This is a genomic window from Delftia sp. K82, assembly GCF_002193035.1.
GTDB lineage: Bacteria > Pseudomonadota > Gammaproteobacteria > Burkholderiales > Burkholderiaceae_C > Comamonas > Comamonas acidovorans.
Map to the genome: position 1 here is coordinate 331,188 of NZ_MYFL01000005.1, position 23,781 is coordinate 354,968.

Annotated in this window: 17 protein-coding genes; 6 read left to right on the forward strand and 11 right to left on the reverse strand. The window is 68.0% G+C overall.

Annotated elements, in window-relative coordinates:
* Positions 1–56: 56 nt before the first annotated feature.
* Positions 57–827, forward strand: a complete 771-nt coding sequence (locus tag KDK82_RS28340) for a TetR/AcrR family transcriptional regulator (protein WP_179217986.1) — start codon at positions 57–59, stop codon at positions 825–827.
* On the opposite strand, the gene KDK82_RS28345 is transcribed toward KDK82_RS28340, so the two are convergent.
* Positions 818–1,897 carry a porin gene (locus KDK82_RS28345; protein ID WP_088166834.1) on the reverse strand — a complete coding sequence of 360 codons (1,080 nt, stop codon included), beginning with the start codon at positions 1,895–1,897 and terminating at the stop codon, positions 818–820. The genes KDK82_RS28340 and KDK82_RS28345 overlap by 10 nt on opposite strands.
* A 376-nt stretch (positions 1,898–2,273) precedes the next feature.
* Here KDK82_RS28345 and KDK82_RS28350 point away from each other — a divergent pair, with 376 nt between their 5' ends.
* Positions 2,274–3,575: an MFS transporter gene (locus tag KDK82_RS28350; protein ID WP_088166835.1), complete on the forward strand. Its 1,302-nt coding sequence runs from the start codon at positions 2,274–2,276 to the stop codon at positions 3,573–3,575.
* A 19-nt stretch (positions 3,576–3,594) separates the two neighbouring features.
* Here KDK82_RS28350 and gorA read toward each other — a convergent pair whose 3' ends face one another.
* Positions 3,595–4,944, reverse strand: coding sequence for a glutathione-disulfide reductase (gorA, locus tag KDK82_RS28355; protein ID WP_071954757.1), 1,350 nt, complete (start codon positions 4,942–4,944; stop codon positions 3,595–3,597).
* 469 nt (positions 4,945–5,413) lie between these two features.
* Here gorA and KDK82_RS28360 point away from each other — a divergent pair, with 469 nt between their 5' ends.
* Positions 5,414–7,372, forward strand: coding sequence for an Ig-like domain-containing protein (locus tag KDK82_RS28360; protein WP_256974568.1), 1,959 nt, complete (start codon positions 5,414–5,416; stop codon positions 7,370–7,372).
* Positions 7,373–7,412: 40 nt separating this feature from the next.
* Here KDK82_RS28360 and KDK82_RS28365 read toward each other — a convergent pair whose 3' ends face one another.
* Positions 7,413–8,501, reverse strand: coding sequence for a tartrate dehydrogenase (locus KDK82_RS28365; protein WP_016449730.1), 1,089 nt, complete (start codon positions 8,499–8,501; stop codon positions 7,413–7,415).
* A gap of 130 nt (positions 8,502–8,631) precedes the next feature.
* Between KDK82_RS28365 and KDK82_RS28370 the strand changes: the two genes are divergently transcribed.
* On the forward strand, positions 8,632–9,546 hold the full coding sequence (locus KDK82_RS28370; protein WP_179217987.1) for a LysR substrate-binding domain-containing protein: 915 nt from the start codon (positions 8,632–8,634) through the stop codon (positions 9,544–9,546).
* 25 nt (positions 9,547–9,571) lie between these two features.
* Here KDK82_RS28370 and KDK82_RS28375 read toward each other — a convergent pair whose 3' ends face one another.
* The 3 genes from KDK82_RS28375 to KDK82_RS28385 form a co-directional block, all read right to left on the reverse strand.
* Positions 9,572–10,018 (reverse strand): GatB/YqeY domain-containing protein, encoded by a 447-nt coding sequence (locus KDK82_RS28375; RefSeq protein WP_012204282.1) that lies wholly within the window; start codon positions 10,016–10,018, stop codon positions 9,572–9,574.
* Positions 10,019–10,140: 122 nt separating this feature from the next.
* Complete coding sequence (gene rpsU, locus KDK82_RS28380) at positions 10,141–10,353, reverse strand: 30S ribosomal protein S21 (protein WP_012204283.1); 213 nt, start codon at positions 10,351–10,353, stop codon at positions 10,141–10,143.
* Positions 10,354–10,518: 165 nt separating this feature from the next.
* Positions 10,519–11,739, reverse strand: coding sequence for an NAD(P)/FAD-dependent oxidoreductase (locus KDK82_RS28385; RefSeq protein WP_088166837.1), 1,221 nt, complete (start codon positions 11,737–11,739; stop codon positions 10,519–10,521).
* 184 nt (positions 11,740–11,923) lie between these two features.
* Here KDK82_RS28385 and KDK82_RS28390 point away from each other — a divergent pair, with 184 nt between their 5' ends.
* Positions 11,924–12,427: an acyl-CoA thioesterase gene (locus KDK82_RS28390; RefSeq protein WP_013803479.1), complete on the forward strand. Its 504-nt coding sequence runs from the start codon at positions 11,924–11,926 to the stop codon at positions 12,425–12,427.
* Here KDK82_RS28390 and KDK82_RS28395 read toward each other — a convergent pair.
* The 5 genes from KDK82_RS28395 to KDK82_RS28415 all read right to left on the reverse strand — a co-directional run bounded on the left by KDK82_RS28395 (position 12,414) and on the right by KDK82_RS28415 (position 21,610).
* The gene (locus tag KDK82_RS28395) at positions 12,414–15,353 is read right to left on the reverse strand and encodes a transporter substrate-binding domain-containing protein (RefSeq protein WP_088166838.1); all 2,940 of its coding nucleotides are present in this window, start codon (positions 15,351–15,353) and stop codon (positions 12,414–12,416) included. The genes KDK82_RS28390 and KDK82_RS28395 overlap by 14 nt on opposite strands.
* Before the next feature lie 251 nt (positions 15,354–15,604).
* Positions 15,605–16,417, reverse strand: coding sequence for a uroporphyrinogen-III C-methyltransferase (cobA, locus tag KDK82_RS28400; protein ID WP_013803477.1), 813 nt, complete (start codon positions 16,415–16,417; stop codon positions 15,605–15,607).
* 26 nt (positions 16,418–16,443) lie between these two features.
* Positions 16,444–17,358, reverse strand: a complete 915-nt coding sequence (gene ybiB, locus KDK82_RS28405; RefSeq protein ID WP_088166839.1) for a DNA-binding protein YbiB — start codon at positions 17,356–17,358, stop codon at positions 16,444–16,446.
* Between the two features lie 98 nt (positions 17,359–17,456).
* Positions 17,457–20,294 (reverse strand): nitrate reductase, encoded by a 2,838-nt coding sequence (locus KDK82_RS28410; RefSeq protein WP_088166840.1) that lies wholly within the window; start codon positions 20,292–20,294, stop codon positions 17,457–17,459.
* 44 nt (positions 20,295–20,338) lie between these two features.
* A complete protein-coding gene (locus tag KDK82_RS28415; RefSeq protein ID WP_088166841.1) occupies positions 20,339–21,610 on the reverse strand; it encodes an NAD(P)/FAD-dependent oxidoreductase in 1,272 nt (423 codons plus the stop codon).
* Between the two features lie 413 nt (positions 21,611–22,023).
* On the opposite strand from KDK82_RS28415, the gene KDK82_RS28420 reads away from it, so the two are divergent.
* Positions 22,024–23,763, forward strand: a complete 1,740-nt coding sequence (locus tag KDK82_RS28420) for a PAS domain-containing methyl-accepting chemotaxis protein (RefSeq protein ID WP_088166842.1) — start codon at positions 22,024–22,026, stop codon at positions 23,761–23,763.
* The last annotated feature ends 18 nt before the right edge of the window (positions 23,764–23,781 follow it).

Genomic DNA, 23,781 nt, shown 5'->3' on the forward strand with positions numbered 1-23,781 from the left:
TGGCGTTTTTCCCTAGAATGGCCGACGCAACGCCCCATTCACCTGACGCCGTGCCCATGACCACTGATCCCGAGGAAGTTCCCGCCACCCCGAAGCGCAAGGCTGCGCCCGCCAGGAAAGCCGCTGCGAAGTCGGCCCCTTCCAAGGCCCCTGCCAAGGCCCCTGCGGGGCGCAAGCGGACTGCCAAGACCGGCAAGACGACCAAGGAGGCCATCTTGCTGGCGGCCGAGATCGAGTTCGCCAGAAGTGGCTACGACGGCGCCAGCGTGCAGCGCATCGGCAAGCAGGCCAAGTGCTACGAGAGCCTTCTCTACTACCACTACGGCAGCAAGGACAAGCTGTTCGCCGCCGTGCTGGAGAACGCCTACCGCAAGCTGGTGGAGGCCGAGGCGAAGCTGCTGGTGGACTTCGACGATCCGCGCGCGGCGCTGGAGGCCGTGGTGCGCTTCATGTGGCGCTACTACCAGGAGCACCCGGAGCTGATCTTCCTGCTCAACACCGAAAACCTGCTCAAGGGCAAGCACCTGAAGAAGGCCTCGGGCATACGCGACTTCTTTCCCAACGCCATCACGCTGCTGCGCAAGGCCGTGGAATCGGGAATGGCCCAGGGCCTGTTCCGTCCCGATGTGCACATCGACGATCTCTACATCACGGTCATGGGACTGGGCTACTTCTACCTCTCCAATCGCCACACGCTGAGCGCCTTCTTCGACAAGGAGCTGCTGCAGCAGGCCGAGCTGCAGCGCTGGGGCGACCACATGGTGGAGACGGTGTTGCGCGTGGTGCAGCAGCCACCGGCCCAGCCCCAGCCCAGGACTCAGAAATAGTGGCGCAGGCCCAAGCCCCAGGTCTGGCCGCTGCCGGCGCCCGTGCCCGTGATGCTGTCGTGCAGGCTGTTGAGGTAGATGTCCGTGCGCTTGGACAGGGGGTAGTCATAGCCCACGGCCCAGGTGTTGCGCTTGGCCTCTTCGGCGCCCGAGGTGCGCGCATGGCCATATGAGGCCAGCACGGCGCCCGGGCCTGCGGGAATCGACAGGCCGAACTGGCCGCTGTTCCTGCGGCGGTCTGCGCCGGCCACGGTGTCGGCCAGCCGCTGGTATTGGGCGAACAGCTTGACCATGCCCAGATCGTAGGAGCCGCCCAGCAGCCAGGCGCTCTGGCGGTCAAAGCCGGTGGCGGTAGCGGTGGTGGCGGCATTGGGATAGGCCACGCTCTGGTAGGCGAGGGCGGCGGCGAATGCGCCGCCCGCATAGCTGAGGCTGGCGCCGTACTTGTCCGCATCGCGGCGCTGGGATGCGGGCGTGCCGGCAGGCGGCTCGAACGAATACTGCAGCCGTGCCGTGAATCCGCCCCAGGACGGGCTGGTGTAGAGCAGGCTGTCACTCCAGCCCGAGTCGCCCCGCAGCGGCGCGGCGGCCGTGCCGTTGGGCCCGAAGCTGTGCAGCACCGCGGGTGAGAACGAAAAGGACCCTGCATACGGGTTGACGGCGATGGTGGCCAGCCAGTAGGGCGTGGTGTTGCGCCCCAGTTGCAGCGTGCCCCAGCCGCTGCTCAGTCCCACATAGGCGCTGCGCGCAAAGAAGGCGTCATTGGCAAAACGCCCTTCGGCGCCGCTGTCCGCGCGGTAGAAGGCCTCCAGTGCAAACACGGCCTTCAATCCAGAACCCAGGTCCTCCGTTCCGCGCAAGGCCCAGAAATTCGTCTGCATGCCGCCTGGCGTGAGCACGCCCGTGCCCTTGTCCGCGCCCAACGGGCGCGAGAACCCCGCGAAGGCATCGATCTGACCCTGCAGCGTGACCTGCGCGCCCGCCGGCAGCGGGGCGATGGCATGGAGCAGGGCAAGTGCCGGGGCGGCCAGGGCAATGGCGTGTCCTGTCCTTGAATGCAGTCTGGGCATGGGGTGTCTCCTCGGTTCTGATCACGGATGTCATTCCGCGGGTTCGGTGTTTTTAAAGCGTATGCACTTGAATTGAGTCGGGTTCACTACAAAGGAGCACCAAGGCATTGCGTGAGTTGATGCCCCTTGTTTCCCTTGCGTGCAGGGATTTTTGTGCGACTTGATCGATGATTGCTATCGGGAAACTACTTGATTTGTTTTTGACTATCGTGCGTAGCATTGAGCGTAGGCACTTGAAATTTCCACTGCAGACAGATGTTTCCACCGGATCCGGCTGCAGTGCGCCAACGCGGCGACGCAGGGCCATGAACGGTGGCAATGGTCAACACAGCAAGGAGCTGAAATGTCAGTTCACAGCAATGCAGGCATTGGCGGTATGCAGGGGCAGGGGGTCCATTTGCGGGAGCAGGAGAAGGAGCGGCGGCAGCTGTACGGGCGTGTGACGTGGCGGCTCGTGCCCTTCTTCTGCCTGTGCTACCTGGCCGCCTATCTGGACCGCATCAACGTGGGGCTGGCCAAGCTGCAGATGCAGCAGGACCTGGGCTTCAGCGAGACGGTCTACGGCCTGGGTGCGGGCCTGTTCTTCGTGGGCTACATCCTCTTCGAGGTGCCCAGCAACCTGGTGCTGGCGCGCATGGGCGCGCGGCTGTGGATCGCGCGGATCATGATCACCTGGGGCCTGATCTCGGGCGCGACCATGTTCGTGAGCACGCCCATGCAGTTCTATGTGCTGCGCTTTCTGCTGGGCGTGGCCGAGGCAGGGTTCTTTCCCGGCGTCATGCTGTACCTGACCTACTGGTATCCCACGCGCATGCGCAGCAAGATCATGGCGCTGTTCCTGATCGGCCTGCCGCTGGCCAGCCTGGTCGGGGCGCCGCTGTCGGGCTGGATCATGACGGCCTTCGCGGGCGTGGGCGGCCATGCGGGCTGGCAGTGGCTGTTCTTCCTGGAGGCGATTCCCTCGGTGGTGCTGGGCCTGCTGGTCTTCGTCTACCTGCCCAACAGCATCGAGTCGGCCCAATGGCTGTCGCCGCGCGACAAGGGCGTGCTGCGCGCCAACCTCGACAGCGACAGGCTGGCCGAGTCCCACCATTCGCTGTGGGCGGCGCTGTCCAGCGGCCGCGTCTGGCTGCTGGGCATGATCGACCTGAGCCTGATGATGTCCACCTATGCGATCAGCTTCTGGCTGCCCACCATCATCCGCGAGGCGGGGGTCAGGAGCACGGCCGAGATCGGCCTGCTCACGGCCGTTCCCAATGCCTTTGCCATCGCTGCGCTGCTGCTCAACGGCATCAGCTCCGACCGGCGCCGCGAGCGGCGCTGGCACATCGTGCTGCCGGCACTGGCGGGCGCGGCCGCCATGGCGCTGAGCACGCTGTACACCGGCCATGTGTTCGCCACCGTGCTGCTGTTCTCTCTGGCGACGGCGGGCATCATGGCAGCCTTTCCCGTGTTCTGGTGCCTGCCCGCCACGTTCCTGACGGGGCCGGCGGCGGCCGCAGGCATTGCGCTGATCGCCTCCATTGCCAACCTGGGAGGCTTTGCGGCCACCTATTTGCTGGGCTGGCTCAAGGATCTCACGCACTCGTCGAGCGCAGGCCTGCTGCTGTTCGCCGCCTGCCTGGTGGCCGGCAGCCTCTTGACGCTGGCCCTGCCCAAGGCCGTGGTCAACCGCTGAGGTCAGCCTGTGCGCCTGTTCAGCGCATGGTCACGAACTCCTCGGCCGCCGTGGGGTGGATGGCCACGGTGTCGTCGAAGTCGCGCTTGGTGGCGCCCATCTTCAGGGCCACGGCAAAGCCCTGCAGCATCTCGTCCATCCCCAGGCCGATGCCGTGTATGCCCACGATGCGTTCCTCGGGGCCCACGCAGACCAGCTTCATGCGTGCGGGCTGGCGGTGGCGCGTGACGGCCGTGTACATGGCGGTGAAGGCCGATTGGTAGACCTTGACCTGATCGTCGCCAAAGCGCTCGCGTGCCTGCGGTTCGGTCAGGCCCACGGTGCCGATGGGCGGGTGGCTGAAGACCACGGTGGGTACGTTGTCGTAGTCCAGGTGCTCGCCGGTCTTGCCGTTGAACAGGCGCTCGGACAGGCGCCGGCCTGCGGCCACGGCAACGGGCGTGAGTTCGATGCGGCCCGTGATGTCGCCCACGGCGTGGATGCCGGGCACATTGGTGTCCTGGAACTTGTCCACCGCGATGTGGCCGCTGTCCTGCAGCGCCACGCCTGCGGCCTCCAGGTTCAGGCCCGAGGTGTCGGGTCGGCGGCCCACGGCCCAGACCACGCAGTCCACGGTGTGGCTGCTGCCGTCCTGCAGTTGCAGATCCAGGCTGCCGTCGGCATTGCGGACCACGGCCTTCGGGGTGGCCTGGCGGTGCACGGCGGGGCCTTCGGCCTCCATGATCTCCATCAGGGTCTGGCTCAGCAGCGGATCGAACCCGCGCAGTGCCGAGTTCTGGCGCAGGAACAGATGGGTCTGCGAGCCCAGCGCGTGCAGCACGCCGGCAATCTCCACGGCGATATAGCCGGCACCCACCACGGCCGTGCGCGCAGGCAGGGCCTTCAGGGCGAAGAAGCCGTCGGAGTCGATGCCCAGCTCGGCGCCCGGAATGTCGGGCCGTGCCGGCCGCGTGCCCGTGGCGATGAGGATGTGATCGGCACTGAGCCGCTGGCCGCCCACCTCCACGGTGCGCGCATCCACGAAGCGGCCAAAGCCCTGGATCAGCTCGACCTTGTTGCGCGCCAGGCCGCTTTCATACGAGGCATGGATGCGGTCGATGTAGGCGCTGCGGCTGTCCAGCAGGCGCTGCCAGTCCAGGCGGTTGACGGTGGCATCCCAGCCGTAGTCGGGGCCGTAGCGGTGCATGGCCTCGCCGATCTGGGCCGCATGCCACATGACCTTCTTGGGCACGCAGCCCACGTTGACGCAGGTGCCGCCGATCTCGCCGGCTTCGATCAGCGCGCAGTGGCGCCCGTGCATGGCGGCGCGGTTGGCCGATGCAATGCCGCCGCTGCCGCCGCCGATGACGATGTAGTCGTAGTGCTTCATGGAGATTCCGTGCTGTGTCTGAGCGGCCCGAATGCCGCAGCCGGCCATCTTGCCCTGTTCGCTGGCCAGGGGCCTGCGGCGGGGGCAATGCCGCCATCTCCGCGCCCAGACGACGGCCCGGTCGACCGGCACATCGCCGCTTTGCAGGCCCGGGGGGCAGCAGGAGTGTGCTGGCGGGTGACGGGACCGTGGCGCGGCAGCCCGCGTTGCGCAGGGGGGGCGGGACGCACTGTCAAGAAAAGCGCAACGCGCAGTCAAGGCGCGGGCAGGTGCGGCCGCTAGGCTCCTGCATTGCCGGTACACCCGGCATGGACCAGAGGAACAGCAAGTTGAAACGGGAGTGCATGTGAGAGAACGAGGCAGTCGCCTTCAGGCGGAATTTTCCAGGGCCATGATGCCGTGGGTGGCGGTATTCGGAGCAGGCCTGCATTGCGCTGCTGCCGTGGCCGCGCCAGCACAGGGGTTGGTCATGACGGGCTACCAGACGCAGTCCAACGCTTTGTATACGAGCATGGTGACCGAATACACGTTCAGCGTGGGCGGTGTGGTGCAGCAAGGCGGCACGCCACCGGCCACAGCGGACTGGGCCACCCCTTCCAACTACTGGGATGGCGGCTGGGCGCTCAACAGCTGGAACGAGCGCTACACATACAGCTACCAGGGCCAGATCCTGCAGACGACCAACCCCCTGGACATTCCTGCGGCGGCAGCCTGGGCCACGATCAGCTCCTTTCAGATCGAGGGGTCCTCCTTCCCGCGTCCCATCGACAGTACTGTTTTCCACTATTCGCTCGATGGCATCCAGACCCTGCTTGCCATGGACGCATCGTCCATCCCCGCCAATGCGGTCTGGGCGGGCCTGTCATCCCTGTCCGATGGGTGGAATGCAACACAAAACCATGGGTTTGCCAGCTATGTGCTGGGCCGCCCGGTCTTCAGTCTGCCTCCCGCAGTCGACCCGCAGGCGGGCGGTGTGACGGCCAAGGCCCGCGTGGCGCTGGACCGGGACGGCACGGGTTACTGGCAGGTACTTGCTGCGGCCGCGGCGGCGCCGGATGCCGCCGCGCTGCGGGCCGGCGGCTCCCCGGTCGGCATGACGGCAGGCGTGGTCCACGATATCGATATCGGGGGGCTGGCGGTGAATACGGCCTACAGGCTGCACTTCATCGCCAGGGATGGCGCAGGCCGCGTGCAGCCGGATGTGGCCAGCGTGCCCTTCACCACGCTCAGGCGGGAGCAGACCATCGACTTTGCGCAGCCGGCGGCGCAAACCTTCGGCACGACATTCACGCCTGTTGCAACGGCTACCTCCGGCCTGGCCGTGACGTTTTCCGCATCTGCGCCAGAGGTTTGCACTGTCGATGCCGCAGGGGTGTTCAGCTTCCATTCCGCAGGCACTTGCAGGATGACGGCCCGGCAGGGCGGCGATGCGACCTATGGTCCCGCCCCCGAGGTGGCTTACCCTGTGACGGTGCAGCCTGCTGCGCAGAACATCGTCTGGAGCATGCCGGCGGCCCTGGTCGTGGATGCACGGGTGGCTCTGAGCGCCGCCGGCGGTGGCTCGTCCCAGGCCGTGCAGTTCAGCTCCCTGACGCCGGCGGCGTGCTCCGTCAGCGGTGCCGAGGTGGCCGGCAGGCTGGAGGGTACGGACAACTGCCTGCTGGCTGCCGATCAACAGGGGGATGCCAACCATCTGCCTGCGGCCCGGCAAGTCCTGTCCTTGAGCATCGGCAAGGGCCCGCAGGCCATTGCCTTCACTTCCGTGGCGCCAGCGGCCGCCAAGGTGGGCGATACCTATGCCGTGGCAGCAACGGGCGGGGCTTCCGGCAAGGTGGTGGTGTTCTCCGTGGATGCGGCGACGGCTGCCCATTGCACCATCGCGGGCAGTTCTGTCTCCTTCACTGCGCCGGGACCCTGCCGCATCCTGGCCGACCAGGCCGGCGACGCGAACTACGAGGCGGCGGCAAGGCAGCAGCAAAGCGTGCAGATCGCCCAGGCCACAACCACCCTGGCGATCACCTCGACCCCCAACCCTTCCCGGCCCGGCGACGATGTGACCATCAGCGTGTCGGCCGTGACCGGGGCACAGGACCGACGGGGGGCGCTGCGGGCGATGGCGGCGGCGCTCCCCTCGGGCAGCATCACGGTCTCGTACAACGGGGCGCAGCTGGGGTCGGCTCCCCTGGTTGGCGGCGCCGCCAGCATCACGGTCCGGCTGCCCGTGGCGGCCGGATCCCACGGCCTTGTGGTCGACTACAGCGGGGATGCAGTCCACGCCCCGATGAGCCAGGGCTTCACACAGGCCGTGGTGGCGGCGCCGGTGCCCACACCTGTGCCGGCCCTGCACACCGTGGCGCTGGTCATGCTGAGCCTGCTGGCGGCCGGGATGGGGGCCGGCAGGCTGCGCAGGGGCCGCATGGGCCGGTAGGCCGGGCTGCCGGGCGGCATGAGAACCCCGGCGTGGCGCCTCAGGCGGCAGCGATGCGCCGGGCGATGGCCTGGCCCACCTCGGTGGTGCTGGCCGTGCCGCCCAGGTCGGGCGTGCGCGGGCCGCTCCTGATGACTTCCTCGATGGCCGAGACGATGGCGTCATGGGCTGCGCGGCCTGCGCCCTGGCCGTGGGTCAGGAAGTCCAGCATCAGCGCCGCCGACCAGACCATGGCGATGGGGTTGGCGATGTTCTTGCCGTAGATGTCGGGCGCCGAGCCGTGCACGGGCTCGAACAGGCTGGGGAAGCTGCGGTCGGGATTGAGGTTGGCCGAGGGGGCCAGGCCGATGGTGCCCGTGGTGGCCGGGCCCAGGTCGCTGAGGATGTCGCCGAACAGGTTGGTGGCGGCCACCACGTCGAAGCGGCCCGGCTGCAGCACGAAGCGCGCGGTCAGGATATCGATGTGCTGCTTGTCCAGCGTGACTTCCGGGTAGGCCTTGGCCACGTCCTCGGCGCGCTGGTCCCACCAGGGCATGCTGATGGCGATGCCGTTGCTCTTGGTGGCCAGGGTGACGTGCTTGCGCTCGCGGCTTTGGGCCAGGTCGAAGGCGTACTTGAGCAGGCGCTCGGCACCCTTGCGCGAGTAGACCGATTCCTGGATCACGATTTCGCGGTCCGTGCCCTCGTACATGATGCCGCCCAGCGAGGTGTACTCGCCTTCGGTGTTCTCGCGCACCACGTAGTAGTCGATGTCGCCGGGCTTGCGGCCGGCCAGCGGGCAGGGCACGCCCTCGAACAGGCGCACGGGGCGCAGGTTGATGTACTGGTCGAACTCGCGGCGGAACTTGAGCAGCGAGCCCCACAGCGAGACATGGTCGGGCACGGTGGCGGGCCAGCCCACGGCGCCGAAGAAGATGGCGTCCATGCCGGAGAGCTGCGCCTTCCAGTCGTCGGGCATCATTTTTCCGTGGGCCAGGTAGTAGTCGCAGTGGGCCCAGTCGAAATGGTGGAATTCGAGCTTGATCGCAAAGCGGCTGGCGGCGGCCTCCAGCGTGCGCAGGCCTTCGGGCATGACTTCCTTGCCAATGCCGTCACCGGCGATGACGGCGATCTTGAATGTGTCTTGCATGGTGTCTGTCCTTGGATCGAATGGATGGATATGAAGCGGCGCCGCTGACAGCCTGGCCGCATGCATGGCATTGTTGGCTGCGCCAGGGCTAAATACAATCGGCCAACTGTGGTTCCATTGTTTACAGATCGTGAATAAACAACCGGCTCCCGAAGACCTGCGTGTCTTCACCGTGGTGGCCCGCAAATCCGGCTTTGCCGCTGCGGCCGAGGAATTGGGTGCATCGCCCGCCTATGTGAGCAAGCGCATCCGCCTGCTGGAGCAGGAGTTGGGCGTGAAGCTGCTGCACCGCACCACGCGCCGAGTGGCCGTGACCGAGGAGGGCGAGCGCGTATTCCACTGGGCGCAGCGCATCCTCGACGACATGGACCAGCTGATGCAGGAGGTGGCCATCACGCGCAGCGAGCCGCGCGGCCTGCTGCGCGTGAGCAGCAGCTTCGGCTTCGGGCGGCATGTGATCGCGCCGGCGCTGTCCCGGCTGGTGGAGCGCCATCCGGGGCTGCAGGTACGGCTGGATGTGTTCGACCGGCTGGTGGATGTGGCGGGGGAGGGCTTCGATCTGGATGTGCGCGTGGGCGACGAGATCGCTCCCCACCTGATTGCGCGGCGGCTGGCCGACAACCACCGCGTGCTGTGCGCGGCGCCTGCCTACCTGGCGCGCCGTGGCACGCCGCGCACGCCGGCCGAGCTGTCGACCCACGACTGCCTGGCCATCAAGGAGCGCGACCAGGCCTTTGGCGTGTGGCGGCTGCGCGCGGGCGCCGCCGAGCAATCGGTGAAGGTCACGGGGCCGCTGTCGGCCAACAACGGCGAGATGGTGGTGCAGTGGGCCGTGGACGGGCGCGGCATTGCGCTGCGCTCGCTATGGGATGTGGGTGCCCATCTGCAGGCCGGGCGCCTGGTGCAGCTGTTGCCCGAATGGCGGCAGGAGGCCAATGTCTGGGCGGTCTATCCGACGCGGCTGCAGCTGTCGGCCAAGGTGCGTGTCTGTGTCGAATTCCTGCAGGAGCACTTTCAGCAGGAATGGGCGGCAGCAGCGTCCTGAAAAGGGCGCGGCTGCCGCAGCAGGCTCAACCTGCCAGGGCGGCCTTGACGGCAGCGGACACCTGGCCCATGTCGGCCTTGCCAGCCAGTTGCGCCTTGACCGCGCCCATGACCTTGCCCATGTCGCCGGGGCCGGAGGCGCCCAGCTCGGCCACGATGGCCTTCACGGCGGTGGCCACTTCCTCGGCCGACATGCGTGCGGGCAGGTAGGCGGTCAGCACAGCCATTTCGGCCTTTTCCTTGTCGGCCAGGTCCTGGCGGCCCGCGCCCTCGAAGGCGGCAATGCTGTCCTTGCGCTGCTTGATCAGCTTGTCCACGATGGCGATGACGGCGGCGTCGTCGAGCTCGACGCGCTCATCGACTTCCTTTTGCTTCATCGCGGCCAGCAGCAGGCGGATGGTGCCCAGGCGTTCGCTGTCCTTGGCGCGCATGGCGGTCTTCATGTCTTCGGTGATCTGGGCCTTGAGGCTCATGGCATTTCTCCTGAGGTAGTGGCGTCGGAAAACAAAAACCAAAAAACAAAAACAAAAAACCCGCGCCTGGCGTCCCGAGCGCGGGTTTTGCGGCTGACGAGAGCCGGCTGGTCAAGGGCTGATCAGTACAGCTTCTTGGGCAGCTGCATGCTGCGAACGCGCTTGTAGTGACGCTTGACGGCGGCAGCCTTCTTGCGCTTGCGTTCGGATGTGGGCTTCTCGTAGAACTCGCGAGCGCGCAGGTCGGTCAGCAGGCCGAGCTTTTCGATGGTGCGCTTGAAGCGGCGCAGGGCAACTTCATAGGGCTCGTTTTCTTTTACGCGGATGGTGGTCATTAGCTAGATTTCCAGATATCTGTGCTGACAGCGGGTTCTCGGGAAGATCGGGCCTGAGAGCCATGTTCAGCGGTTGGTCCCCGTCAATAGTTAACTAGTATTGGCCGACGGGGCAATTGCCAGCAAAGCGGGCGATTATACGCGAGACGAAAGCGATCTGACAAATCACGTACAAGGCAAGGCCTGCGCGCAGGCATACCCGCTGGCCCAGGCCCATTGGAAGTTGTATCCGCCCAGCCAGCCGGTGATGTCCACCACTTCGCCGATGCAGTACAGGCCGGGCTGGGTCTTGCATTCCATGGTCTGTTGCGAAAGCGCACGCGTGTCCACGCCGCCCAGCGTCACTTCGGCCTTCTTGTAGCCTTCGGTGCCGGTGGGCACGATCTCCCAGCGCGACAGGCGCTCGGCCAGCTGGTTCAGGGCCTTGTCCGAGGCTTCGGCAATGGGGCGCTGCCAGGCCGCGTCCTGCTGCACCCAGGCATCGGCCAGGCGCGAGGGCAGCCACTGCGCCAGTTCGTTGGCGATGAGCTTGCGGGAGCGCGACTTGGCCTTGAGCAATTCGTCCTGCAGGTCCACCTCGGGGGCGAGGTTGATGCACAGGGGCGTGCCGGGCTTCCAGTAGCTCGAGATCTGCAGCACGGCGGGGCCGGACAGGCCGCGGTGCGTGAACAGCAGGTCTTCCAGGAAGGCCATGCGTTCCTTCTTGCTGCCGGTGCTGATCTCGACCGGAAGGGCCAGGCCGGCGAGCTGGGCGTAGGGGGCCCAGGCGTCGCCATCGAAGGTCAGCGGCACCAGGCCCGGTGTGCGCTCGACCAGGGGCAGGTCGAACTGCTGGGCCAGGCGGTAGCCGAAGTCGGTGGCGCCGATCTTGGGAATGGACAGCCCGCCCGTGGCGATGACCAGGCTGGGCGCCTGCACGGCGCCACGGCTGGTCTGCAGGCGGTACTGGCCACCGGCATGCGCGACGGAATCGACCTTGCAGGGCTGCCAGCGCTGCACGCCGCCGGCCTGGCATTCGGCCAGCAGCATGGCGATGATGTCCTCGGCCGAGCGGTCGGCGAACAGCTGGCCCTTGTGCTTTTCATGGTAGGCAATGCCGTGCCTGTCCATCAGCGCGATGAAGTCGGCCGGCGTGTAGCGCGACAGGGCCGAGCGGCAGAACTGCGGGTTGCCGCCCACGAAGTGCTTGTGCGGCGCACGCACGTCCAGATCGCGGTTGGTGAAGTTGCAACGGCCGCCGCCCGAGATGCGGATCTTCTCGGCCACCTTCTCCGCGTGGTCCAGGAGCAGCACCGACAGGCCCCGCTGTCCGGCCTGGGCCGCACAGAACAGACCGGCCGCGCCGGCGCCGATGACGATGGCGTCGAAAGAGAGGGAAGAGGTCACAAAAACGTCACTCGGGGGGCAAAAGGGCGCCCATTCTCGCGCACTTGTGCCAGCCCTTCGCGTGCCCTGTGAAACTGGCGTGTCCTGAAGCCAGGGACACCGAGGAAGGGCCGCCCCGCACCGAGGGTGTCGTCCCCCTCTGGGGGAAGGCGCGCAGCGACTCAGGGGGACCTAAAATCCCGTGATGAATTTCCCATCGCACCAGCTGAGCATGACCGTGCTCATGTCGCCCGACATGGCGAACTTTTCGGGCAACGTCCATGGCGGCGCCGTTCTCAAGCAGCTCGACCAGGTGGCCTATGCCTGCGCCAGCCGCTACGCGGGCCGCTATGTGGTCACGCTGAGCGTGGACCAGGTGATGTTCCTGCAGCCCATCCACGTGGGCGAGCTGGTGACCTTCCTGGCCAGCGTCAACCACACGGGCAAGTCGTCGATGGAGATCGGCATCAAGGTGGTGGCCGAGGACATCCGCACCCAGGTGGTGCGCCATGTCAACAGCTGCTTTTTCACCATGGTGGCGGTGGACGAGAACAAGCAGCCTGCGCCCGTGCCCACGCTGGTGCCGGCCACCGACGAGGAAAAGCGCCGCTGGCAGGCTGCGCTGATCCGCAAGGACCTGCGCCGCGAGCTGGCCCAGCGCTTCGAGCAAAGCCGCGTGACGGCCAGCAGTTCGGTCAAGCCGGGCTGAGCGTGGAGGGTGCGGCGGGTGGCCGATGCCAGGTGCCGGGCGCGCTGCCCTGCAACTCGTCCCGCACCTGCTCAATGACGCGCCTGAGGTCTTCCATGGAAGCCGGCTTGGACAGCACCTCGTCGGCACCGGCCTGCAGGTAGCGCAGGGCCTCGGAGGCCTCGGGACTGGCGGTCAGCGCAATCACGCGGCAGCGGCGCAGCTGGTTTTCGGCTTCCCGCCGACGCAGACGCCGGATGAACTCGAAGCCGTCCATGATCGGCATGCGGCCGTCGGTGATGATGAGATCAAAGGACTCGACCAGGCAACGCGCCCAGGCCTCCTGCCCATCGCCGGCCAGCGAGATGCCGTGGCCCAGCGCGGTGAACTGGCTCTTGAGCAGCTCGCGATTGAACAGATAGTCTTCCACGGCCAGGATTCTGAGTTCAGGCTCGGCTGGGACTTCGGGCGGGGGCTCGGTGCCTGTATCGGCCTTTGCACGCAGCTCCAGGGGCGCGGGCATGATCCGGGGCAATACCTCTTCGGCCGACGGCCTATCGTCCGGCTCCACCAGCGGCAGGCTCAACCTGACCGTGAAGCGTGAGCCCCGGCCCGGCACGCTCTCCAGGGTGATGGTCCCACCCATGTGCTCCAGCAGGCGGCGCGTGATGCTCAGGCCCAGGCCGCTGCCGAAGGCCTGGTCCTGATGGGCCCCCGGCACCTGCGAAAAGGGCTTGAACAGCCGGGCCTGGTCCTGCGGCGCAATGCCGATGCCGGTGTCCTCCACCTCCATCTGCAGCAGCAGGCGGTCATGGCGGCGGGTGCCTTGCGCGCGCAGGGTGACGCTGCCGCGTTCGGTGAATTTGATGGCATTGCTCAGCAGGTTGAACAGCACCTGCTTGAGGTGCAGCGGGTCGGCCGTCACGCTGTGGTCCACGCCCTTGCCAACCTGGGTGCGCAGCGACAGCCGCTTGCCGTGCGCCAGGCCCTGCAGCAGCGGGGCCATGTCTTCGATCAGCGGCCGCAGCGCCACGGGCTGGGGCGTGGAGTCGATGTGGCCCGACTCGATGCGGTGCAGGTCCAGCACATTGCCCAGCAGCAGCAGCATGCCCTGTGAGGCCTTGTGGGCCGCGGCCAGCGTATCGCGGTGGGGCAGGCCGAGTTTTTCGCGGTCCTGCGCCAGCTCCAGCAGGCCGATGATGGCGCTCAGCGGCGTGCGTATCTCGTGGCTGGTGGTGGACAGGAACAGGCTTTTGGCCCGGTTGGCGGCCTCGGCGCGCCGCTCGGCACGGCGCGTCCTGCGCATCTGGCGGCTCAGGTAAAAGCCCCAGACCAGGGAGGTGGCCGTGGCCAGCGCCAGCGCTGCCAGCAGCAGCAGCAGGCGCTGGCGGTGCTCGCGCCAAAAGCGCGTGCCGCTGCCGCTATCGCGCGGCGCCCACAGGCGCACGATTTCGGCCATTTCTTCGGGGGAGATGGACAGCTGGGCCTTCTCCAGAATGCTCAGAAGCTCGGGCTCGGCGGCATGCACGGCCAGGCTCACGGGGCGGGTGTAGTCCTCCAGGATGCCGGTGAGCTGCAACTGGTTGCCCAATTGCTGGGCGTTGGCATAGCGCGCTGCGTAGTCGTTGCCGACGAAGGCATCGCTGTCATCGGCTGCCACGCTGGCCAGGGCCTGGGCCAGGTCGGGATACAGCTGCAGCCGTATGCGCGGATGCTCGCGGCGCACCGTGTCTTCCAGGAAGAAGCCAGCCACCATGGCCACGCGCTTTCCCTCCAGTCCCTGCAGGTGGTGTATGCCCTTGTCACGCTGTGTGCCCGCATTCGCCTCGGGCCGGGCCATCACCACCACCGCGCTGCGCAGGTAGGGCGGCAGCAGCTTGATATCGGGCGATGCAATCGGCGGCGAGGTGTAGACGGGGGTGAGCAGGGCCTTGCCCGAGCCCAGAATGGCCTCGAGTTCGGTGTAGTTGCGTGCGGTCACGTAGTCGAACTGCAGGCCGGCGCGGTGGCTGATCAGGTCCAGGTAGTCGGGTCCTATGCCCTCGGCCTGGCGGTCGGCATTCAGCTTTCCCAGCGATCCCAGGGAGCTGTTGAGCACCACGGGAATGCGGGGATGGGCATCCAGCCACTGCTTTTCCGAGGGTGTCAGGGCCACGCGGTCGCTTCCCAGCAGCGGACGGCGGCTGCCGCTCCAGCTGTGCAGAATGTCGTCGCCATGCTGCAAGGTGATGGTGGGCAGGGCCTGGTCCAGATAGGCCTTCAACTGCGTATCGTTATGCCGCACCAGCATGCCGAAGCCTCGGCTCTCTATGGGGGCAAAGCCCTGCACGCGCAGGTTGAGCAGGTAGTTGGCCTGGATCAGGTAGTGCACCGTGACCGTGTCGCCGACGAAGCCGTCGATCTCGCCCAGGCTCAGCGCCTCCAGCGCGCGGCGGGGTGTTTCATAGGTCAGCAGCTCGCTGAGAGGATAGGCGGCCGCAACCTGGGAGCGCAGCAGCTGGTTGGGCGTCATGGCCAGCCGCGCGCCCCGGCGCTCCGCGTCGAAGGGCGCATGCGAGAGCGACACCAGCACGGGCTGGCTGGGCAGGTAGGGCACGCTCAGGGCCAGGTCGGCGCGTTCGGCCTCCAGCTCGGTGCCCTCGCAGGCCAGGTCGATCTCGCCGCGCCGCAGCGCATCTAGCACGGCCACGCGCGATCCATAGGTCTTGAAGCGCACCGGCGTGGGAAACAGCAGGCCCAGGTGGTCGGCCGTGATGCCCTGGAAGCGCTCGCCATCGATCATTTCCAGGGGAGGATGGTCGGGCAGGGAAATGCCCACGGTCAGCGGACCGCGCGCCTGCAGCCATTGGCGGTGCGTGGGCGTGAGCCAGGGTTTTGCACCGGCCGTGACGCGCGTGGCCAGCACCATGTCGGCGCCTCCAGCCAGGCCGGGCATGAGCAGGGTCATGCCAAGCGCGCAGCCGGCCAGCAGCGGCGACCACGTGCGCCGCCATGCGGACAGCCGTATCTGCGCAGCTGTGGAAGTGAAAGTAAGGCCTGGTGTTTTCATGGAATCCCCCGATGGCGCTACCGCCGCCTGGCGGAGCTGACGGTCTGCCAAAACGGTCTAAACGCCGTTTCGGCAGCCAACAGGGGATTTTTAATGAAAACTAATGACTTTTATGAATCGATAGATTTTTGATTGCAGCAATCTCGCACTCAGGCGGCTGCAACCGCAGCGGTGAGCTGCGTCTGAGGTTCGGCCATTGCCCGTACGCCATGGACCACATCGCCAACGACGATGACGCTGGGGCTGCCCAGGCCCGTGTCGGCAATGCACTCCACCAGCGCGCCCAGCGTGGTCAGCGCGTGGCGCTGTTGTGGCAGGCTGGCGTGCTGGATCACGGCCACGGGCGTGGCTGCGGGCAGGCCATTGAGCAGCTCGGCGCGGATGTGCTCCACGCTGCTCACGCCCATGTAGATCACCAGGGTGAGCCGCGCATCGCGCGCGGTGGCGGCCAGCTGGCGCCAGTCGGTGCCGCTGTCGCCGGGCTTGGCGTGGCCCGTGATGAAGACCACGCCGTGCGCCCGGTCGCGGTGCGTGAGCGGGGCGCCCAGGCTGGTGAGCCCGGCCAGGCCGGCCGTGATGCCGTTGATGACCTGGACCTCGACGCCCGCTTCGCGCAGATGCTCCACCTCTTCGCCGCCGCGCCCGAAGATGAAGGGGTCGCCGCCCTTCAGGCGCACCACGGTCTCGCCCTCCTGCACGGCGCTCAGCATGAGCTTTTCGATGAAGGCCTGGGGCGTGCTCTTGCAGCCGCCGCGCTTGCCCACGTAGACGATGCGCGCCGTGGGCGCGGCATGGGCCACGATGGCGTCGCTGACGAGGTCATCGACCAGCAGCACGGTGGCAGCCTGTATGGCCTTGAGGGCCTTGATGGTCAGCAGCTCCGGGTCGCCGGGGCCGGCGCCGACCAGGGTGCAGGTGCCGCGCCGGGCGGTGTTCGCGGGGGTGTGGGACGGGGTCGTCATGGCGGGCTCCGTTTTTTCTGGGGTATTCAGCGAATCTGATCGGCAAGGTGGACGATGTGTTCCACCTGGCGTGTGAGCGCGGGCGGCACGGGCAGCCGGCCCGCGAGCACGTCTTCGGTGTAGCGCGCCGTGGTGTCCACGTCGATCTCGGCGGGCAGGCCCGGCACGTCGGAGGCGGTGCCGCTTTGCTGCTCGGCCAGCAGCTGGTGGGCGCCTGCCACAAAGCCGTCGTAGCGCGGCAGCCGGCGCGGGTCGGCCGCGACCTCGCCTTCCAGCCCGCGCGAGAGCAGGACATTCATGCCCAGTGTCCCGAAGGTGCCGTGCAGCATGGGCAGGTACTCGGGATGGGTGTAGGCCGTCACCAGCAGGGAGGGGCCGTCGCAGGGCGCCAGCAGCTTGACCACGCTGTGGCCCGGGTTGCGCAGGCCGATGACCTCGCGCACGGACAGCAGGCGCGCCAGGGCCGGGTGCAGATGTTCGGTATGGATATGGGCCACCTGGCCGCCGGCCAGGGCCTGGGGAGATGGCAGCGGCGCAATGCCCAGGGCCTGCAGCACATCGCTGGCCAGGATGCGGCGCGCCTCGGTGCGCATGCCGTGCAGCAGCACGGGCAGGCCTTCGCGTGCCAGCAGCAGGGCCAGCAGGGGGGTGAGCACGGGCAGACGGCGCGCGCCGTTGTAGCTGGGCAGCACGATCACGGGGCGGCCATTGGCCGAGGCGGGAAAACGGGCGACGCGCGCATGCACGGCGTCCAGGAAGCCGCTCATCTCCTCGACGGTCTCGCCCTTGATGCGCATGGCGATGCAAAAGGCCCCGATCTCCAGGTCGCTGACGCCGCCGTCCAGCACCTGGCCGAACAGGTCGGCCGCCTGCGGGCGCTCCAGCGCCTTGGCTCCGCGTGCGCCGCGGCCTATTTCCTTGATGTATTGGCTGATGCCCATGGCGTTGCAATCGTGGGTGGAATCCTGTGGGGGCATATTTTCCCGCAGGTTTCATTACTTTTCGCTATATATGCAAACCCGTTGTTCCATCGCCTCTTTCATGCGGACTCCTGGCTCTCCGCCAGGGGTATGTGGCGCACCAGGCGCTTGAGCTCGGGCAGGCAGGAGCCGCAATTGGTGCCGCAGCGCAACCGGCCCTGCAGCGCGGCCAGGCGCGCGTCGTCGCTGCCCTCGCAGCGCGCAAGCGCGCCTGCGATGGCGGTCTCGTCCACATCGAAGCAGGTACAGACCTGGCGCGCACGCGGCTGGATGGCCAGCGGCGCCGAGCCCGAGGGCATGAGCAGCAGGCGGCCATAGTCCTGTGCCGGCACCTGGTCCTGCAGCAGGGTGGACAGCCAGCTGCCCGCGCGCGTGTCGCCGGCCAGCAGCAGGGCCTCGACCGTGGTGGACAGGCTGTGGCGGTCCAGCCGCAGCGCGCGGCTGTGCTGGCGGCGGCGGTCGGTGTAGCGCAGGGTGTCGGCGGCATCCAGGCCCAGCAGGGATTCGATCCGTGCGAGGACGGCCTCGCCCGGCGCCTCATGTGCGGCGGCGCGCAGCAGCACGCCGTGCCGGGCTCGGGCGGCGTCCTGCAGCGGGACGGCATTGCCGAAGGGCACGCAGCTGGCAAAGCCGAAGTGCGGCATGAGGGCGGACAACTGCTCGCGCACGGCCAGCACCCGGTCCTCGGGCAGCCAGGCCATGGCCAGCAGGGTCCAGGGCAGTTCGGCCTTTTGCAGCTTCACGGCCGTGTGCTTGAGTTCGGGCTGCTTGGAGCCGGGGCACAAGGCCGGTGTGGTCAGGGCGTTGATGCCGCCCATTGAAGTGCCGCCCAGGTACTCGCCGCCCCAGTGCATGGCCATGAAGAGCTGGGAGGGCGTCAGCGTGTCATCGGGCTGCACCGGCACCAGCAGGGCGCCGCGCCGGCTGCTCATCTGCACCAGGTCGCCCGCGCGCAGGCCGCGCTCGGCCATGTCCCGCGGGTGCATTTGCAGGCAGGGCTCGGCCGCATGGCCGAACAAGCGGCCCAGCTGGCCCGTGCGGCTCATGCCGTGCCACTGGTCGCGCAGCCGGCCCGTGGTCAGGCTGAAGGGGTAGTGCGCATCGGGCGGCTCGGCCAGCGGCTGCCAGGGCAGCAGGGCAAAGCGTGCGCGGCCATCGGGCGTGGGAAAGCGGCCGTCTTCGTAGAGCCGTGCGCGGCCCTGGGCTGCGCCTTCGGGCAGCGGCCATTGCTGGGGGCCTTGCGCGTCCAGCAGACCCCAGGACAGGCCGGTGATGTCCAGGTCACGCCCGCGCGTGCTCTCGCGGTGCTCGTTCCAGATGGCCTGGGCGCCGGCAGCGGCGTCTTCGGTGTCGTAGGGAAAGAGGCTGGGCCGGCCCGGGCGCAGCCGTGCCTCCATGCGCCGCGCGCAGTCCACGGCAATGCGCCAGTCATGGCGCGCGGCGCCGGGTGCGGCCACGGCGGGGCGCACGCGCGAGATGCGCCTTTCGCTGTTGGTCACCGTGCCGATCTTCTCGCCCCAGGTGGTGGCGGGCAGCAGCAGGTCGGCGTAGGCGCAGGTGGCGGTGGTGGCAAAGGCCTCCTGCACGATGACGAATTCGGCCCGCTGCAGCGCGCGCCGCACCAGGGCCTGGTCGGGCATGCTTTGCGCAGGGTTGGTGCAGGCTATCCACAGCGCGCGGATCTCGCCCTCGGCGGCGGCCTCGAACATCTCCACGGCGGTCTTGCCGGGGCGGTGCGGCACGGCGTCCACGCCCCACAGTGCGGCCACTTCGGCGCGGTGGGCCGGGTTGGCCAGGTCGCGGTGGGCCGACAGCAGATTGGCCAGCCCGCCCACCTCGCGCCCGCCCATGGCATTGGGCTGGCCCGTGAGCGAGAACGGCCCCGCGCCTGCGCGCCCGATCTGGCCCGTGGCCAGGTGCAGGCCGATCAGCGCGGCGTTCTTGGCCGTGCCGTTGCTGCTCTGGTTCAGGCCCTGGCAGTACAGGCTCAGCGTGGCGCCACGGGCGGCGCCGTCGCGTGCATCCCCGCCCAGCGCAAACCATTGCGCGGCCTGGAACAGATCGTGCCGGGGCAGGCCGCAGAGCTCGCCCACGCGCTCGGGCGTGGCCTCCCGCACCAGGGCTTGCAGGTCGGCAAAGCCGCTGGTGTGGCGTGCGATGTAGGCCTGGTCCAGCCAGCCTTCCAGTTCCATGATGTGCAGCATGCCGTGGAACAGCAGGGTGTCGCTGCCGGGGCGCAGCGGCAGGAAGAGGTCGGCCATGCCGGCCGTGTCGGTGCGGCGCGGGTCGGCCACGATGATCTTCATCTGCGGCCGCGCGGCACGCGCCTGCTCGATGCGCCGCGTGAGCACGGGATGCGCCCAGGCCGCGTTGCTGCCCGCGATGAAAAGGCAGTCCGCATGGTCCACATCCTCGTAGCAGGCCGGTGGCGCGTCGGCGCCCAGCGTGAGCTTGTAGCCGGCCACGGCGCTGCTCATGCACAGGCGCGAATTGGTGTCGATGTTGTTGGTGCCGATCAGGCCCTTGGCCAGCTTGTTGAAGACGTAGTAGTCCTCGGTCAGCAACTGGCCGCTCACATACAGGCCCACGGCGTCGGGGCCGTGCTCCTGCACGATGGAGGCCAGCCTGCCGGCGGCCAGGTCCAGTGCGGCATCCCAGCCCACATCCTGGGGCGCCGCGCCGCGCGTGGCACGCAGCGCGGGCTGCAGCAGCCGCGTCTGCTGTGCCAGGGCGGGCGAGGCCGTCAGGTGCAGGGTGCTGCCCTTGGTGCACAGGCGGCCGTGGTTGGCGGGGTGCGCCGGATCGCCGCGCACGCCCGTGATGCTCGCACCATCGCTTTCGATGAGGACGCCGCAGCCTACGCCGCAATAGGGGCAGGTGGATCGGGTTTCTTGCATGGTGGGCCTGGGGTGGATGGGGGAGGGGCAGGGCACGGGCGCCGTCACGCGCCGCTGGCCGGGTCGGTCTGATTGGCCTTGCTGGCTTGGCCTGCTTGACTTTCGCCGAACATGAGGCGGTCGCGCAGTTCCTGCACTGCCACGCCATCGCGGAGCAGGCGGAAGTACCAGCCACCGTCCTCGGTGTCGCCATACAGGCAGGCGCCGACCAGCCTGTCACCGCGCAGCACAAGCTTGCGGTACACGCCCGCGCCGGGGTCGCTGAGCACGATTTCCTCCGTGCCCTCGTCGCCGCGGAAGTCGCCCGCGCTGAACAGATGGATGCCAGTGACCTTGAGCTTGGCCGAGGTCTGCGAGCCCGGATAGCGGCCGATGCCCATCTCCGCCAGGTGGTTGGCCAGCACCTTGCCCTGCTCGAACAGCGGCGCCACCAGCCCGTAGGCCACGCCCCGGTGCGCCGCGCACTCGCCCACGGCGTAGATGCGCGGGTCGGTCACGGTCTGCAGCGTGTCGCTGACCACGATGCCGCGCTGCACGTGCAGGTGCATCTGCTCGGCCAGCGTGGTCTCGGGCCGGATGCCCACGGCCATGACCACCAGCGAGGCCGGTGCCTCGCGCCCGTCCTGCAGGTGCACGCAGGCCACGCGGCCCTGGCCGTCGCCCGTCAGCGCCCGGGTCTGGGCCTGCATCAGAAAGCGCATGCCGCGCTCGGCCAGCGAGGCCTGCAGCAAGGCGGCGGCGGTTTCGTCCAGCTGGCGGTCCAGCAGGCGTTCGCCTGCATGCACCACGGTAACGTCCATGCCGCGCTTCATGAGTCCGTTGGCGGCCTCCAGGCCCAGCAGGCCGCCGCCGATGACCACGGCATGGCGGTGGCTGGCGGCCGCCGCGATCATGGCCTGGGTGTCGGCAATGTCGCGGTAGCCCAGCACGCCTTCCAGCTCGCGCCCGGGCACGGGCAGCATGAAGGGGCGCGAGCCCGTGGCCAGGATCAGCCGGTCGTACTCGGCGCTCACCGGCTGTCCGGCCGCGTCCACGGCGTGCACCACGCGGCGCGCCCGGTCGACTGCGTGCACGCGGCAGCCCGCATGCAGGGTGATGCCGTGCTGCGCATACCAGGACCAGTCGTTGAGGATGATCTCGTCCAGCTGCTGCTCGCCCGCCAGCACGGGCGACAGCATGATGCGGTTGTAGTTGGGGTGGGGCTCGGCCCCGAATACCGTGATCTCGTAGAGGTCGGGCGCGATCTTGAGCAGCTCCTCCAGCGTGCGCACGCCGGCCATGCCGTTGCCCACCATCACCAGCCTGGATTTTTTCATCGTGCCCCCGTTGCGGTTCGGAAAACAAAAAAGGCGTCCCCACGCTGCGCGGCCGATGGCTGCGCGCGGGGTGACGCCTTTGTCCCGGGCCGTGGCACGTCGTTGCGCCTGGCCCTGCGGCCCTGTATGGCCACGCCCGGGATTTAGCAAGCTGCGTGCCAGGCCTGCTGCCCTGTGGCGACTGATCGCCCGGGGACGCGAGCCCGCGCGGCCGTGCCAGGCTGGTGCGCCGCATGCATCAAAGCGGTGCGCGTGCTATCGATACGGTCCTATCAGATGTCTGAATCCAATGGAGATTTTGTTTTTATTTGTTTCAAATGTGGCGGTTCGGGGTAAAAACTTTGAACTCCGGCCAGCGGCTCGCTGGACCGGATGGGGCACGCAGGATTTTTCTTCTTCAAGGGAGGATGCCTATGAGAGTGAATCTGCCGGTCAGTACGCGCGAGTACTCGTTTCCCAAGGGCCAGACCTTGGTCTCCACCACGGACCTGAAGGGCCGCATCCTCTACTGCAACCCGATGTTCATCGAGGTCAGCGGCTACGAGCGCGAAGACCTGCTGGGCCAGCCCCACAACATGATCCGCCACCCCGACATGCCCGAGGAAGCCTTCCGCGACATGTGGGAGACCATCTCGGCGGGCCTGCCCTGGTCCGCCCCCGTGAAGAACCGGCGCAAGAACGGCGACTTCTACTGGGTCATGGCCAATGTCACCCCGCTGATGGATGGCGACCGGCCCTCGGGCTACATGTCGGTGCGCACCGAGGCCACGCGCGAGCAGACCGATGCGGCCGAGCGCCTCTACGCCACCATGCGCGCAGAAAAGGACGCCGGGCGCCGGGTGCACGTGCTGCGTGCCGGCCACCTGCTGCGCAACAACCTGCGCGGCCGCCTGGCCAACGCATTGAGCCTGGGCCTGGCCGGCAAGCTGGTGCTGATCTTCTTCATGGTGGTGGCGGCGGCCTTTGGCGCGGCGCTGGCGGGCGGGCATACGCTGGACGCATGGTCTGCGCTGGCCTGGCTGGCGGTCTGCATCTTCACGGGCCTGGCCGGGGCCTGGGCCTACCGGCTGACCGTGGCGCCGCTGGCGCAGATGGTGCTGCTGGCCAACCGCCTGGCGGCCGGCGACCTGACGCAGACCATACGCATCACGCGCAAGGACGTGGTGGGCGATCTGCAGAAGGCGCTGAGCCAGCTCAACGTGAACCTGCTGTCCATCGTGCGCGATGCGCGCGAGGAAAGCGACAAGATGCAGATCTCCAGCCGGGAAATCGCGCAGGGCAACCATGACCTGTCCGCGCGCACCGAAACCCAGGCGGGCAACCTGCAGCAGACGGCGGCCTCCATGGAGGAGATCACGGGCACCGTCAAGCACACGGCGGACTCGGCCCGCCAGGCCACGGACCTGGCCGCCCAGGCCAGCGAGGTGGCCGAACGCAGCAGCGGCGCCGTCGATGGCGTGGCCGCCACCATGAAGCAGATCCAGGCCGCGTCGGGGCGCATCGGCGAGATCACGCAGCTCATCGACTCCATCGCCTTCCAGACCAATATCCTGGCGCTGAACGCTGCGGTGGAGGCCGCGCGCGCAGGCGACCAGGGCCGGGGCTTTGCGGTCGTGGCGGCCGAGGTGCGCAGCCTCTCGCAGCGCACGCTGGCGGCGGCCAAGGAGATCCGCGAGCTCATCGACGACTCCGCCGCCAAGGTGCTGGACGGCAACCAGAGGACCGAGGTGGCGCAGAAGACCATGATCGAATCGCTGGATCTGGTGCGGCGCGTGAGCCTGCTGATCGGCGAGATCCACAGCGCCTCCAGCGAGCAGCTCAGCGGCATCTCGCAGGTCAATGCGGCCGTGGCGCATCTGGACAGCATCACGCAGCAGAATGCGGCCCTGGTCGAGCAGAACGCTGCATCGGCCATGGCCTTGCAGGCCCAGGCGCAGACCGTGTCGGAAACCGTGCAGGTGTTCCGGCTGGACGCCACGGGCCGCTCGCCTGCCGCAGCGGGCGATGCCGTGGCCCTGCGCCGGTCCATGAAGGCCCAGGCACAGAGCCCGGCAGGCGGCCAGGCACGCAGCCAGTCACGCAGCCAGGTGCAGAGCCCGCCACAGATGCGGCAGGCGCGCACGCAGCCGCAGAGGGTGCTGACCACGACCTGACCTCTGCGGGGTACTGCG